The sequence below is a fragment of the Corynebacterium pseudotuberculosis genome, assembly GCF_002155265.1.
Taxonomy (GTDB): Bacteria; Actinomycetota; Actinomycetes; order Mycobacteriales; family Mycobacteriaceae; genus Corynebacterium; species Corynebacterium pseudotuberculosis.
In genome coordinates, this window is the sequence record NZ_CP021251.1 from 1,596,740 (window position 1) to 1,609,286 (window position 12,547).

Genomic DNA, 12,547 nt, shown 5'->3' on the forward strand with positions numbered 1-12,547 from the left:
TTCTTGAGGGGGAATCAGTGGTTATTGAGGGAGCCGGAATGGAATCAGAGCTACGAGCGGGTAGAGTAGTAGCCCGACTACCTATATTCTCCCGCATAGGGCGAAGAAGGGACTCATGAGGCGTAGTTGCGTGTGATGCTGGATGGTTTAGAAAGCCGCTGCTTGCCTCGTGAGCATTACTAGATTCTCAAGACAACAAGCGAGGAACACTGCCGTGCAGACCCATGAAATTCGGGAACGCTTCACCAATCACTTTGTTAAAGCTGGCCACCAGGCTGTGCCAAGTGCGTCGCTGATCTTGGATGACCCGAACCTGCTGTTTGTAAACGCTGGCATGGTTCCTTTCAAGCCATACTTCCTAGGTCAACAGAATCCGCCGTTTCCCAATGGCACCGCCACGTCGATTCAAAAGTGCGTTCGTACCCTAGATATTGAAGAAGTCGGCATTACGACCCGCCACAACACGTTTTTTCAGATGGCCGGCAACTTTTCTTTTGGCCAGTATTTTAAAGAGGGCGCTATTACCCATGCGTGGGCGTTGCTCACAGATTCTGTAGCTGAAGGTGGGTTTGGCCTTGATCCAGAGCGCCTTTGGGTCACCGTTTACCTTGATGACGATGAGGCCGCCGATATCTGGAACAAAAAGATCGGGATTCCCACGGAACGCATCCAACGACTAGGGATGGCGGATAATTACTGGTCGATGGGCATTCCAGGACCTTGTGGTCCGTGCTCTGAGATTTATTATGACCGCGGTGCTGCATATGGCAAAGAAGGCGGCCCAATCGCCGACGACAATCGTTACATGGAGATCTGGAACTTGGTCTTTATGCAAAACGAGCGTGGCGAGGGAATCGGAAAAGACAACTTTGAGATTCTCGGTCCGCTACCTAAAAAGAACATTGATACCGGTCTGGGAGTTGAACGCGTCGCTTGTATTCTCCAAGGGGTAGATAACGTCTATGAGACAGACCTGTTGCGTCCAGTGATCGATGTAGCAGAGAAACTTACGGGTGCTTCCTACGGTGAAGGTGCCCCACACCAGGATCTCATCCGATTCCGAGTGATTGCGGATCACTCCCGTACCGGCATGATGCTGATCCTTGATGGGGTTACTCCAGGCAATGAGGGACGCGGCTATATCTTGCGCCGTCTCTTGCGCCGTATTATTCGTTCCGCGCATCTTCTTGGGGCTAAGGGGAATACGCTGGAACAGTTCATGAACACCATTATGGATACGATGACGCCGTCCTATCCCGAGATTGCGGAAAATCGTGAGCGTATTTTAAAGGTTGCCCTTACAGAAGAGAAAGCTTTCCTTAAAACCTTAGCTTCGGGGACGCAGCTTTTTGAGGAAAAAGCAGACGAGGTTAAAACCGAGGGAAAGAAGCTTCTCGACGGCGCATCTGCATTCAAACTGCATGATACTTACGGATTCCCTATCGATTTGACTCTGGAGATGGCTGCTGAGGCTGGACTAGAAGTAGACACAGCAGGCTTTGATTCACTCATGGCTGAGCAGCGTGCGCGCGCCAAGGCTGATAATCGTGCTAAAAAGCACGGACATGTGGATCTCAGTATCTACCGTGAATGGGTAGACGAGCATCCGACCGAGTTCACGGGATATAGCGAACTCAGCACGGAATCAAAGGTGCTAGGTATGATCGCCGGAGGCGCTAAGGTAAACGAGGTTACCGCTGGTGATGAAGTCGAAATTATCTTAGAGGCGTCTCCGCTATACGCCGAGGCAGGCGGTCAGACAGGAGACCGCGGTACGATTATTATGGGCGATACCATAGTAAACGTTAACGACGTGCAGAAGATCGGCAAGAAACTATGGGTTCACAAGGCAACCGTTACGCAAGGTGGATTGAGCATCGGCGATACGGTTTCCGCGAACGTGGATAAGCAATGGCGTCATAGCGCGCGTCAAGCACACTCAGCTACCCATCTGATTCACGCCGCGCTGCGCGATGTGCTCGGCCCCACAGCGGTCCAGGCAGGTTCCCTCAATAGGCCAGGCTATCTTCGTTTTGACTTCAACTACACTGAGGCGCTCACGGCTGATCAACTTGCACAAATTCAGTTGATTACTAATCAAGCGGTAGACGTTGACTGGACTGTGAACACCATAGAAACCTCACTTGATGAGGCAAAAGCTATGGGGGCTATGGCATTGTTTGGTGAGAACTACGGTTCTACTGTGCGTGTTGTTGAAATCGGTGGGCCATTCTCAATGGAACTCTGTGGCGGAACACATGTCGAGCATTCCTCACAGATCGGCCCAGTATCTATTCTTGGAGAGTCTTCTGTGGGCTCTGGTGTGCGCCGCATCGAAGCATATTCTGGTCTTGATTCTTTCCAATATTTGGCAAAAGAGAAGGCCTTGGTTGAAGGAATCGCTGCCTCGATGAAATCCAAGACGGACGATATTCCTGAAAGGATCGCATCTCTCACTCAGAAGCTAAAAGAAGCGGAAAAAGCCGTTGCCGATCTACGCGCAGCACAATTGCGTAATCAAGCAGCTAAGCTCCTGACCGATGCTGATGAAGTAAACGGGGTAAGCGTTGTGGCGCATCGTCTAACGGAAAACGTTTCTAGCAACGATGTGCGTGCTTTGGCCCTTGATCTGAAATCGCGACTAGGGGATAAACCAGCTGTGATTGCATTGATTGCGGAAGACGGCACAGGTAAGACGCCATTTGTGGTTGCTGCAACTAAGGCTGGAGTCGCACAAGGCGTGAAAGCCAACGATCTGGCCAAGGTACTTGGTAGTTACATCCAAGGTAATGGTGGCGGTAAACCGGATATGGCTCAGGGGTCTGCCCGAGACATTGCGGGCTTTGATTCCGGTGTTGCTGCTATTAAGGATGAGATCCGCAACTAGGCTGCAAAGCGCAGCGCAAGAGGCACTGTTCTCAAAAGAAATAAGATCTTTCTGGGGAATAGTGCCTTTTGTGCATGGCGGATTGAGGCTCTGAGCTGTGGTTGCGAAAAACCATTTTATGGAACTTCCTATGTGTGCAAACTTGAGACTGAATTAATGACCGTTGGACGCACCCTGTTACAAAAAGGTAACGTTATTATGTCCTGTTCCATTCTTTGGAACGTAGTTTTTGAGTGATTCACCTTTTGTGCAGGTATAAGCGTTCTTTTGCTGAAGACGTTGTGCCATGCATAGGTGTTCAGTTCAGGTTGTAGCTAGAAGAGTTTAAAGGATACCTATGCCAATTACCCCCGATACCCCTGGTATTGATGATCCCGGAAATGGGCGACGATTGGGTATTGACGTAGGCACTGTGCGAATCGGTGTGGCTGCATCTGACCGAGATGCTCGTTTGGCAATGCCAGTGGAAACTGTGCCTCGCAAAACAGGATTGAGAGACCGCGATCAAGGGGATATAGATCGGCTGTTGGAAATTATCCGTGAGTACGCCGTGGTTGAGGTTGTAGTAGGGCTTCCTCGGGATCTCAAAGGAAATGGTTCCAAGAGTGTGAAGCATGCCAAAGACATAGCTTTTAGGATTTCTCGACGTCTTCAAGCCTCAGAATCTTCGATTCCCGTGCGGTTAGCTGATGAGCGGCTGACCACGGTCGTTGCTACGCAGGCCCTTCGTGCTTCCGGCATTTCTGAGAAAACAGGGCGAAAAGTGATTGATCAGGCTGCTGCAGTAGAGATTTTACAATCGTGGTTGGATGGTCGACACGCATATAAAGAGCGGAATGATGTGGCAGGCTCGACAGAAAACGGCTACACAGATGACTCAGACTCCCCAGAAGTAGCTTTGAATCCAGAATCCCCGAATGAAAGGCGTTGACCGATGCGAATGGAAAGTAAGTATGTCAAGCGCCGTCAGCGTGGCCTAGCTGTTTTGGTGGCAGCACTTGTTTTGATCATTGGTGCTGTTACTTATATTGGTGTGCATATTTTTAACGGTGGATCAGACTACAAGGGAGCCGGTAACGGAAACTATGAGTTAGTGGAAATTCCCGAGGGATCCTCCCTTTCAGAGCTAGGGCCTGAGCTGGAAAAGCGCAAGGTAGTCGCAACGAATAATGCTTTCCAAGCCGCCGCGTTTTCCCATCCTAATGCTAGCCGCATTGAACCGGGCTTTTATCGTTTGCAACAGCATATGAGCGCAGCTGAGGCTGTTAAGGCCCTCCTTGATCCTGCTAACAAAGTCGAGGCCTTGGGAATCCCCGGTGGCGCTACGTTGTTAGATGTCACAGTGGTTAAGGGGAATACCCGCAAGGGGATCTATTCCATGATTTCCGACGTAACCTGTACTCAGGGATCTCCAAACTGTATTGCTCCAGAGGAACTTCAGAAAGTAGCGGGGACCGCAGATCCTGCAGAGTTGGGAGTTCCTGCATGGGCGATTGAAGCAATAAAGGCTCGGGGTAATGATCCTAAGCGCCTTGAAGGGCTTATCGTTCCTGGAACGTACATCGTTAACCCCATGAACGATGCCAAGGGCATCTTGAATGATTTGGTTACTCGTGGTGCTAAAGAGTTTGAAAGCACAGATGTAGAAGGACGCGCTAACGCCATGGGAATTAAGCCGTACGATTTGCTTACTGCGGCATCACTCGTGGAGCGAGAAGCACCTGCGGGGGACTTTGATAAAGTCGCTCGAGTTATTTTGAATCGCCTGGCTAAACCAATGCAGCTGGAATTTGATTCCACTGTTAACTACGGACTTAGCGAGCAAGAAGTGGCTACTACGGATGAAGATCGTGGGAAAAAGACTGCATGGAACACATACGCCATGGAAGGCCTGCCTGCGACTCCGATTGCTAGTCCCTCCAAAGAAGCTATCGACGCAATGGAAAACCCAGCAACTGGCGATTGGCTTTACTTTGTCACCACCGATCACGATGGAACAACAGTATTTAGCAATAACTTCGATGATCATCAACGTGCAACGCGTGATTCGATCCAGAACGGCGTTCTAGATAGCAACCGTTAACGCTGCTGGGATCCTAATAGGAAAGCCTCCGGCTACGTTTCAGACAGCACTTTGTGCTGAACACGAGACGTAGCAGGAGGCTCTTTCTATACTTGGCTACTATGACCACAATTCCTGCATCAACAGCATCTTCAATAACAAGCACACATCGGGCTGCGGTGCTGGGAAGTCCCATTGATCACTCTTTATCTCCTGTTTTGCATAACGCTGGTTACCGGAGTCTGGGGCTAACCCATTGGAGTTACGATCGAATTTTGTGCACAGATAAGCAATTGCCTGATCTAATAGACAATGCAGATAGCACGTATCAAGGATTTTCTGTGACTATGCCGGCAAAATTTGCTGCGCTGGAATACGCTTCAGAGGCCACTCCTAGAGCTCTCCGAATCGGTTCAGCAAACACTCTAGTGCGCAGGGATGCTGGGTGGCTCGCGGATAATACAGACGTTGATGGGGTAGTGGGTGCTCTTGGCGAATTATTTGCTGAAGATCTCACTCCGCTTCAGGGGGAGCAAGCGCTGGTCATTGGCGCAGGAGGAACAGCAAGGCCTGCCGTGTGGGCTTTGATTCTTTCTGGAATTAGACATATCACAATAGCTAACCGCAGTGATCGTAGCTCAGAGTTTTATCCTCTTTTAGAAGACACGGATGCGTCCTTAAACTTTGTCCGTCTTGATGAAGATATAAGTGAGTTTGCTACAAAAGCTGCTGTAACGGTTTCCACCATTCCGGCGCAAGGAAGCAGCAATCTAGCACAGCAGGTTATTCATGCTCCGCTTCTTGACGTGATTTATTCTCCATGGCCCACCCCGCTAACTCAAGCAGCAAGTGCTCACGGCACTCCTATAGTAGGCGGTCATGTGATGCTTGCTCATCAGGCGTTTACGCAATTTAAGCTCTTTACCGGAGAAGATGCTCCGCGCGACGTAATGAGATCAGCTCTATATCAGGCTCTGAATATAGCTCCGGAGAAATAAAGCGGTGAGAGAAAATAGCAGACGTCGAAAAGCTAAAACGCTAGTGTTAACGCCATGGGGGAACAACATAATGCGTTAATGCTAGGAGGGGGCGCTGAAATAGCGGTAGCCCTGATTATTTTGGTGTGGGCAGGTGTCTTGTGCTTTCAAGACTTATGGCAGCGCACGATACCGGACATACTTACTATTCCCGTGATCGTAGGTATCGTTGCGGGGTCTGTAGGAGCTGGGCAGCTGAGCTGGTTATTAGACGGGATGATATGGGGAGGGACTTATTTCTTATTAGGAATAATCCTGCAAGGTGTCATAGGCGGTGGCGATATTAAACTAGCGCTCATCACCGGTACCTCTGCGGCGATGCATTCGCCGTTAGCCGTGGTATATGCGATGATAGCGGCCCAGCTTGTCACTTTATGTGCTGGAACCATGATGTACTTTTATGAGAAAACTCAGGGTATCCTGGCGCGACGCGAGAAAAAGAAGAGTCATGCTGATGGCGAGCATGCTCAGCGGCACATAATACGCATCCCGCATGGTCCAGCGATGCTCCTGTCCACGGCATTATCGTATGTGGTTACCCCCTAAAGGTGTCTCATGCAATGGGATGGGTGCCATTTTGGTACCGAAAGGGGGCTTATGTCATGCCTTCATGCCATAATGCGTACCATGCTTCGTTGGACTACTTCAGGAGAATCTCACGGTCAGGCGCTGGTTGCCATGCTTGAGAACATGCCCGCCGGTGTCTCTATTTCTAGGGAAGATATTTCTGCTCAACTCGCGCGCCGCAGACTTGGATATGGCCGAGGGGCTCGCATGAAATTTGAAGCAGATGAGGTGACAATTTTTGGCGGAGTCCGTCACGGTAAGACTTTGGGAAGTCCGATCGCTATTATGATCGGCAACACTGAATGGCCTAAATGGACGGCCATCATGGCTGCTGACCCATTGGATCCTGATGATCAAGAGGCTATAGATGCTATGAATTCGGGTCGCGGTGCTCGATTAACGCGCCCGCGCCCTGGACATGCTGATTTTTCCGGGATGATCAAATATGACTTTGATGAGGCACGGCCAGTTTTGGAGAGATCATCTGCTCGGGAAACTGCCGCACGGGTAGCTGCAGGAACCGTAGCCCGAGCTCTTTTGCGTGAAGTATTCAACGTGGACGTGATTTCTTATGTCGTTTCCATTGGACGCTCAGAACCCTATGAAGGCCCACTGCCTTCTGCCGCGGACCTGGATAAAATTGATGCGTCACCAGTGCGCGCCGCGGATGCGGTGTCAGAATCCTCCATGGTGAGTGAGATCGAACAGGCAAAGAAACAAGGAGATACGCTCGGAGGCATCGTTGAAGTAGTGGTCTCTGGTCTACCTATCGGGTTGGGCTCACATGTTTCTGGTGATGATCGTCTTGATGCACAGCTGGCAGCTGCGTTGATGAGCATACAAGCGATTAAAGGAGTTGAGATCGGTGATGGGTTTGAAGAGGCTCGTCGTAGAGGAACCGAAGCCCATGATGAGATCGTGCGTACTGCTGATGGTATTCAACGTCTGAGTAACCGTGCGGGTGGATTAGAAGGTGGCATGACTAACGGAGAAACTTTACGTTTGCGCGCAGCCATGAAACCCATATCAACGGTTCCTCGTGCTCTGAAAACTATAGATATGACAGATGGGAAACCCGCAACGGGGATTCACCAACGATCTGATGTTTGCGCTGTACCCGCAGCAGGTGTGGTCGCGGAGTCGATGGTGGCATTGGTATTGGCTCGTGCCGCGCTGGAGAAGTTTGGCGGAGACTCAGTTACAGAAACTAAACGGAATGTAAATTCTTATTTAGAATATGTAAAGAGCCGGCTAGGCTTTGATACGGAAAGCTAAGAGGGACAATGCCTAATCAGACTATGATTCCTAACGATCCTGCAATGCAAGAGCTTGAGGAATGCACTGTGGAACAATCTGTTCCTAAAATGCATCCCTTAGTAGTGCTTGTGGGGCCACCAGGAGCAGGAAAAACCACAGTAGGTAAGCGGCTAGCTAATGCGCTACACACTAATTTTGTGGATACAGACGCCTTGATAGAACAATCCACAGGACAATCATGCGGTGCTGTCTTTAGCAAGATAGGTGAGCCCGAATTTAGAAAACTTGAAGAGTCTAAAGTGCGAGAGGCCCTTGGTACCTCCGGAGTAGTCAGTTTGGGGGGAGGAGCAGTTTTAAGTCCTCTCACTCGGAATCTATTGCTCGGACATACTGTGATATGGATAGACGTGGATCCGGAGGAGGGAGCGCAGAGAACAGGAGCAGATAACTCCCGGCCGATTCTCCAAGCACAGGACCCTATTGCTCACTATCGTGAGCTAGTTGAAACTCGACGCCCGTTGTATCGCGAGGTATCACGGCATCGCTCTAACACCACTGGCAGAGGCCCGCAGCGAGTAGTCTCAGACATACTTGGTTATTTAGAGTCAATTAAAGAACACTGACATAAAAGTTATTCTCGATTTCCTTTTCACGCAGTACAAGACGGGAAAATATGCAAACCATTGAAGTCAACGGAGCATCACCGTACGAGGTAACGATAGGACACAATCTTTTTAAAGACGTTGCCAAAAGCATGAGCCAGCTGGGGGCGAATCAGGCTGCCATCATTACCCAGCCGGTGATGGGAGAGACGGCTAAAAAACTAGTAGGGGCGATTGAAGCTCTAGGTAAAGAAGCAACAATCATTACCGTTCCCGATGCTGAGGACGGAAAAAACTTAAATGTGGCTGGTGACTGCTGGGATGTATTGGGAAGAAAAGCTTTTGGGCGCAAAGACGTAATCATCAGCCTTGGCGGTGGTGCGGTGACTGATCTCGCAGGATTTGTCGCGGCTTGCTGGATGCGGGGGATTGCCGTGATTCACGTGCCGACCACGCTTCTATCAATGGTGGATGCAGCCGTGGGAGGGAAAACCGGGATCAATACGTCAGCCGGAAAAAACCTGGTAGGGGCTTTTCATGAGCCTTCTGGAGTTTTTATCGATCTAGACATGATCGCCACGCTGCCAGATCGGGAAAAAATTTCCGGTTCAGCAGAAATCATTAAAACGGGGTTTATCGCGGATACTAAGATTCTTTCACTGTATGAAGAAGATCCGGAAGCCTGTTTCAACGTAGAAGGATATTTGCCTGAACTTATTGCCAGATCTGTGGCCGTAAAAGCTCGTGTGGTTGCTTCAGATTTAAGGGAAGCAGGGCAGAGGGAGATCCTTAATTATGGACATACCTTTGGTCACGCAGTAGAGCTAAAAGAAAAATATGAATGGCGGCACGGTAACGCTGTATCTGTGGGAATGATGTTTGTGGCAGCATTGGCGCGCAACCGAGGCTTGATCACAGATGAGTTGTATCTGCGTCACAAAAATATTCTTAGTTCTGTGGGATTGCCTACCACCTACCCAGAAGGACATTTTGCCGAGCTATATCAAGCGATGCTGCGAGATAAAAAGAATCGAGATGGCCGTATCCGCTTTGTCGCCTTGATCGGCGCAGGAAAGACTATCCGTATAGAAGACGCGGATAGAGCTGAGCTGATTGCTGCATATGAGACCCTAAATAAAGGGGGTGTGTAGCTATGAATATTCTGGTTCTGAATGGACCTAACCTTGACCGATTGGGTAAACGACAACCAGAAATTTATGGTCGGACCACGTTAGCTGATGTGGAAAAACTACTCGTGAAGCGTGCTGATGCGCTGGGGGTGACGGTTATTGTTAAACAATCCAACTATGAGGGGGAACTCATAGATTGGGTGCACGAGGCTGCTGATGCTGGCTGGCCTGTGATCATTAATCCTGGCGGTCTAACTCATACCTCAGTATCGTTGCGCGATGCTCTCGCAGAGATTCATGATGGCGCGGGTTTTGTAGAAGTGCATATCTCCAACATCCATGCGCGTGAGGAATTCCGACATCACAGTTTTCTTTCGCCTATAGCACGAGGAGTTATCGCTGGTTTAGGTGTTATGGGATATGAATTAGCTCTTGAGTATTTGGTGCTCAATAGTCATTCTTGAATTACGTAAGAGTGAGGCGCCACGGAGCACTCAAAAAGCACGAATTTTCTAGAGATCAATTTCAGATGGAGCATAGAAATGACCTTGCACGACACCCGATTTGAGACGCGCCGTAGGGCCTTAGCTGCAGAGCTAGCCAGTCAGCGCATTGATTCCATGTTGATTACTCATCTCACTCATGTGAGGTATTTGTCTGGTTTCTCGGGCTCTAACGCGGCTCTTATCCTCAATAAAGATTTGTCTGCGCGCATATGCGCGGATGGTCGTTATACCACGCAGGTGGCGGAGGAAGTTCCTGATATTGAGGCCCTGATCAAACGCAATTCTGCCCAGGAATTATTATCTCAGGTTTCTGGCCCTCGTCGTGTTGGCTTTGAGGCTGATTATGTTTCCTATGCTCAAAAAGACATGCTGCAAAAAATCTGTGGCGATGACATCACGTTAGTTCCAGTGACTGGAGTGATTGAAAATATACGTCTGCAAAAAGATCCGCACGAGCTTGATATGCTCCGTGAAGTCGCAGATATTGCTAACTCGGCTTTTCAAGAGCTTATCGACGCTGGCGAAATTGCGGCAGGGCGTACCGAAATGGAGGTTGCGGCAGACCTGGAATATCGGATGAGGCGTAAAGGGGCAGAGCGGCCCAGCTTTGATTCAATTGTAGCTTCAGGGCCTAACTCAGCTAAGCCGCATCATGGAGCGGGATCTCGGGTTATTCAAGCAGGAGACATAGTCACAGTTGATTTTGGCGCTCACGCTTGGGGTTATAACTCTGATACCACGCGCACCGTTATGGTGGGGCATGCGACGGATTTTGCGCAAGAAATCTATGGCATCGTGTTAGAAGCCCAGCTGGCTGGTTGCGCTGCTGCTGTGCCCGGTGTGGAACTTGTGGAAGTTGACCGAGCTTGCCGGGCCGTAATTGAACAAGCTGGCTATGGTGATTTTTTTGTTCACTCCACAGGGCATGGGCTTGGCCTAGACGTGCATGAGGCTCCCTCTGCGGCGCAAACTGGTACTGGTGTACTTGAAGAAAACATGACATTGACCATTGAACCTGGTATTTATGTCCCTGATCGTGGCGGGGTAAGGATTGAAGATTCCCTCATCATTAAGCATGGTGGCGCTGAAAATCTGACCAAACTGCCCAAAGATCTTTTGATTCTTTAAAAGCGAAAAACACTGCAGTCTTGTGCTGGATTAGCTAAGTCGTTGGGATCCACTCTTATGTAGAAGGGCACCCTCGTTATGAGTACATCGGGTTCCATGGTGTACCCTTGATAAGCTATTGACAGCATTAGGCTTTCCAACCACAGAAAGAAGTTCTAAGCGTGGCAACCACCGCTGATTTCAAGAACGGTCTTGTACTTAAGATCGATAATAAACTGCAGCAGATTATCGAGTTCCAGCACGTCAAGCCGGGTAAGGGTCCTGCTTTTGTTCGTACCAAGCTGAAAGACGTTGTCTCAGGCAAGGTTACGGATAAAACCTTCAATGCTGGTGTGAAGGTAGAGACCGCTACGGTTGATCGCCGTGACATGACTTATCTTTACAACGATGGCAGCAACTACGTGGTCATGGATGAAAAGAACTATGAGCAAGTAGAACTCGCTCCCCATATCTTGGGCGATGCTGCGCGTTTCCTCTTGGAGAATACATCAGTTCAGGTCTCCTTCCATGAAGGAGAGCCACTGTTCGCAGACCTTCCCGTCTCTGTTGACCTGCGTGTTGAGCACACCGATCCAGGCCTGCAAGGGGATCGTTCCACCGGAGGTACTAAGCCTGCTACCTTGGAAACCGGTGCGGAGATCCAGGTACCTTTGTTCATTGAGACCGGAAACGTGGTCAAGGTTGACACCCGTGATGGTTCTTACCTGTCTCGCGTCAATAACTAGTTGTGGGCATGAGCGAATCTAAAACGAACAATTCCGAGGCAGGGAAAACCTCGGAATCCTCACGAGTACGTGGGCGCAAACGCCATGGTTCCCGATATAAGGCGCGGCGCCGCGCAGCGGAAGTTCTTTATGAAGCCGAAGTGCGGGATGTAGACCCCGTAGCGATCATAGAGGACCGAATCGCTCTGTCTTATCATCAAGACCTTGGGGTCGCTCCGGTAGCCGCATATACAAAGGAAATCGTAGCGGGCACGGCTCAAGAACTTGACCGAATCGATGGGCTTATCGCTGCGAACCTAGCTGAGAACTGGGAGCTTGAGCGTATCTCTGCGGTTGACAGGGCTGTTTTGCGCGTTGCTGTATGGGAACTCATCTTTAATGAAGACGTCCCCGTTGCTACTGCTGTTGTTGATGGAGTGGAACTTGTAAGCCAGTACTCAACTGATGTGGCGCCTGCCTATGTCAACGCTCTGCTTGATAGCATCGCTCAGAATATTGAAAGTCACCGTGCTGAGCCTGTTGAGGAATCTCCGGAAGAGTCGTCGGAACAAGATTCCTTAGATGAACAGCCGGAGACCGTAGCGGAGAATACCTTGACAGAGGTTACAGATGAGGATCGTAGCGCTCTTGAATAGTCTTTGGATAG

Annotated in this window: 12 protein-coding genes; all 12 read left to right on the forward strand. The window is 49.8% G+C overall.

Going from position 1 to position 12,547, the window contains the following annotated elements:
• The first annotated feature begins 214 nt into the window (after positions 1 to 214).
• The 12 genes from alaS to nusB all read left to right on the forward strand — a co-directional run bounded on the left by alaS (position 215) and on the right by nusB (position 12,536).
• On the forward strand, positions 215 to 2,887 hold the full coding sequence (gene alaS / locus CpATCC19410_RS07435; RefSeq protein ID WP_013242005.1) for an alanine--tRNA ligase: 2,673 nt from the start codon (positions 215 to 217) through the stop codon (positions 2,885 to 2,887).
• Positions 2,888 to 3,224: 337 nt separating this feature from the next.
• The gene (ruvX, locus tag CpATCC19410_RS07440; protein WP_013242004.1) at positions 3,225 to 3,818 is read left to right on the forward strand and encodes a Holliday junction resolvase RuvX; all 594 of its coding nucleotides are present in this window, start codon (positions 3,225 to 3,227) and stop codon (positions 3,816 to 3,818) included.
• Between the two features lie 3 nt (positions 3,819 to 3,821).
• Entirely contained in the window at positions 3,822 to 4,970 is a 1,149-nt protein-coding gene (mltG, locus tag CpATCC19410_RS07445) for an endolytic transglycosylase MltG (RefSeq protein ID WP_013242003.1), read from the forward strand.
• A 101-nt stretch (positions 4,971 to 5,071) separates the two neighbouring features.
• The gene (locus tag CpATCC19410_RS07450; protein WP_013242002.1) at positions 5,072 to 5,947 is read left to right on the forward strand and encodes a shikimate dehydrogenase; all 876 of its coding nucleotides are present in this window, start codon (positions 5,072 to 5,074) and stop codon (positions 5,945 to 5,947) included.
• Positions 5,948 to 6,001: 54 nt separating this feature from the next.
• Positions 6,002 to 6,532 (forward strand): prepilin peptidase, encoded by a 531-nt coding sequence (locus CpATCC19410_RS07455; RefSeq protein ID WP_013242001.1) that lies wholly within the window; start codon positions 6,002 to 6,004, stop codon positions 6,530 to 6,532.
• Positions 6,533 to 6,613: 81 nt separating this feature from the next.
• Positions 6,614 to 7,828, forward strand: a complete 1,215-nt coding sequence (gene aroC, locus CpATCC19410_RS07460) for a chorismate synthase (RefSeq protein WP_014522829.1) — start codon at positions 6,614 to 6,616, stop codon at positions 7,826 to 7,828.
• Between the two features lie 8 nt (positions 7,829 to 7,836).
• Positions 7,837 to 8,433, forward strand: a complete 597-nt coding sequence (locus CpATCC19410_RS07465) for a shikimate kinase (protein ID WP_013241999.1) — start codon at positions 7,837 to 7,839, stop codon at positions 8,431 to 8,433.
• 50 nt (positions 8,434 to 8,483) lie between these two features.
• Positions 8,484 to 9,563, forward strand: a complete 1,080-nt coding sequence (aroB, locus tag CpATCC19410_RS07470) for a 3-dehydroquinate synthase (RefSeq protein WP_014367126.1) — start codon at positions 8,484 to 8,486, stop codon at positions 9,561 to 9,563.
• Between the two features lie 2 nt (positions 9,564 to 9,565).
• A complete protein-coding gene (gene aroQ, locus CpATCC19410_RS07475) occupies positions 9,566 to 10,006 on the forward strand; it encodes a type II 3-dehydroquinate dehydratase (protein ID WP_013241997.1) in 441 nt (146 codons plus the stop codon).
• 78 nt (positions 10,007 to 10,084) lie between these two features.
• Positions 10,085 to 11,176 carry a M24 family metallopeptidase gene (locus CpATCC19410_RS07480; RefSeq protein WP_013241996.1) on the forward strand — a complete coding sequence of 364 codons (1,092 nt, stop codon included), beginning with the start codon at positions 10,085 to 10,087 and terminating at the stop codon, positions 11,174 to 11,176.
• Positions 11,177 to 11,337: 161 nt separating this feature from the next.
• Entirely contained in the window at positions 11,338 to 11,901 is a 564-nt protein-coding gene (gene efp, locus CpATCC19410_RS07485; RefSeq protein ID WP_013241995.1) for an elongation factor P, read from the forward strand.
• An 8-nt stretch (positions 11,902 to 11,909) separates the two neighbouring features.
• Positions 11,910 to 12,536 carry a transcription antitermination factor NusB gene (gene nusB, locus CpATCC19410_RS07490; RefSeq protein ID WP_013241994.1) on the forward strand — a complete coding sequence of 209 codons (627 nt, stop codon included), beginning with the start codon at positions 11,910 to 11,912 and terminating at the stop codon, positions 12,534 to 12,536.
• Positions 12,537 to 12,547: the final 11 nt, after the last annotated feature.

Bases quoted from the DNA above. Each gene is read 5' to 3' on its own strand.
- ruvX (WP_013242004.1), top strand. From the start codon at position 3,225: ATGCCAATTACCCCCGATACCCCTGGTATTGATGATCCCGGAAATGGG.
- mltG (WP_013242003.1), top strand. From the start codon at position 3,822: ATGCGAATGGAAAGTAAGTATGTCAAGCGCCGTCAGCGTGGCCTAGCT.
- CpATCC19410_RS07450 (WP_013242002.1), top strand. From the start codon at position 5,072: ATGACCACAATTCCTGCATCAACAGCATCTTCAATAACAAGCACACAT.
- CpATCC19410_RS07455 (WP_013242001.1), top strand. From the start codon at position 6,002: ATGGGGGAACAACATAATGCGTTAATGCTAGGAGGGGGCGCTGAAATA.
- aroC (WP_014522829.1), top strand. From the start codon at position 6,614: ATGCTTCGTTGGACTACTTCAGGAGAATCTCACGGTCAGGCGCTGGTT.
- CpATCC19410_RS07465 (WP_013241999.1), top strand. From the start codon at position 7,837: ATGCCTAATCAGACTATGATTCCTAACGATCCTGCAATGCAAGAGCTT.
- aroB (WP_014367126.1), top strand. From the start codon at position 8,484: ATGCAAACCATTGAAGTCAACGGAGCATCACCGTACGAGGTAACGATA.
- aroQ (WP_013241997.1), top strand. From the start codon at position 9,566: ATGAATATTCTGGTTCTGAATGGACCTAACCTTGACCGATTGGGTAAA.
- CpATCC19410_RS07480 (WP_013241996.1), top strand. From the start codon at position 10,085: ATGACCTTGCACGACACCCGATTTGAGACGCGCCGTAGGGCCTTAGCT.
- nusB (WP_013241994.1), top strand. From the start codon at position 11,910: ATGAGCGAATCTAAAACGAACAATTCCGAGGCAGGGAAAACCTCGGAA.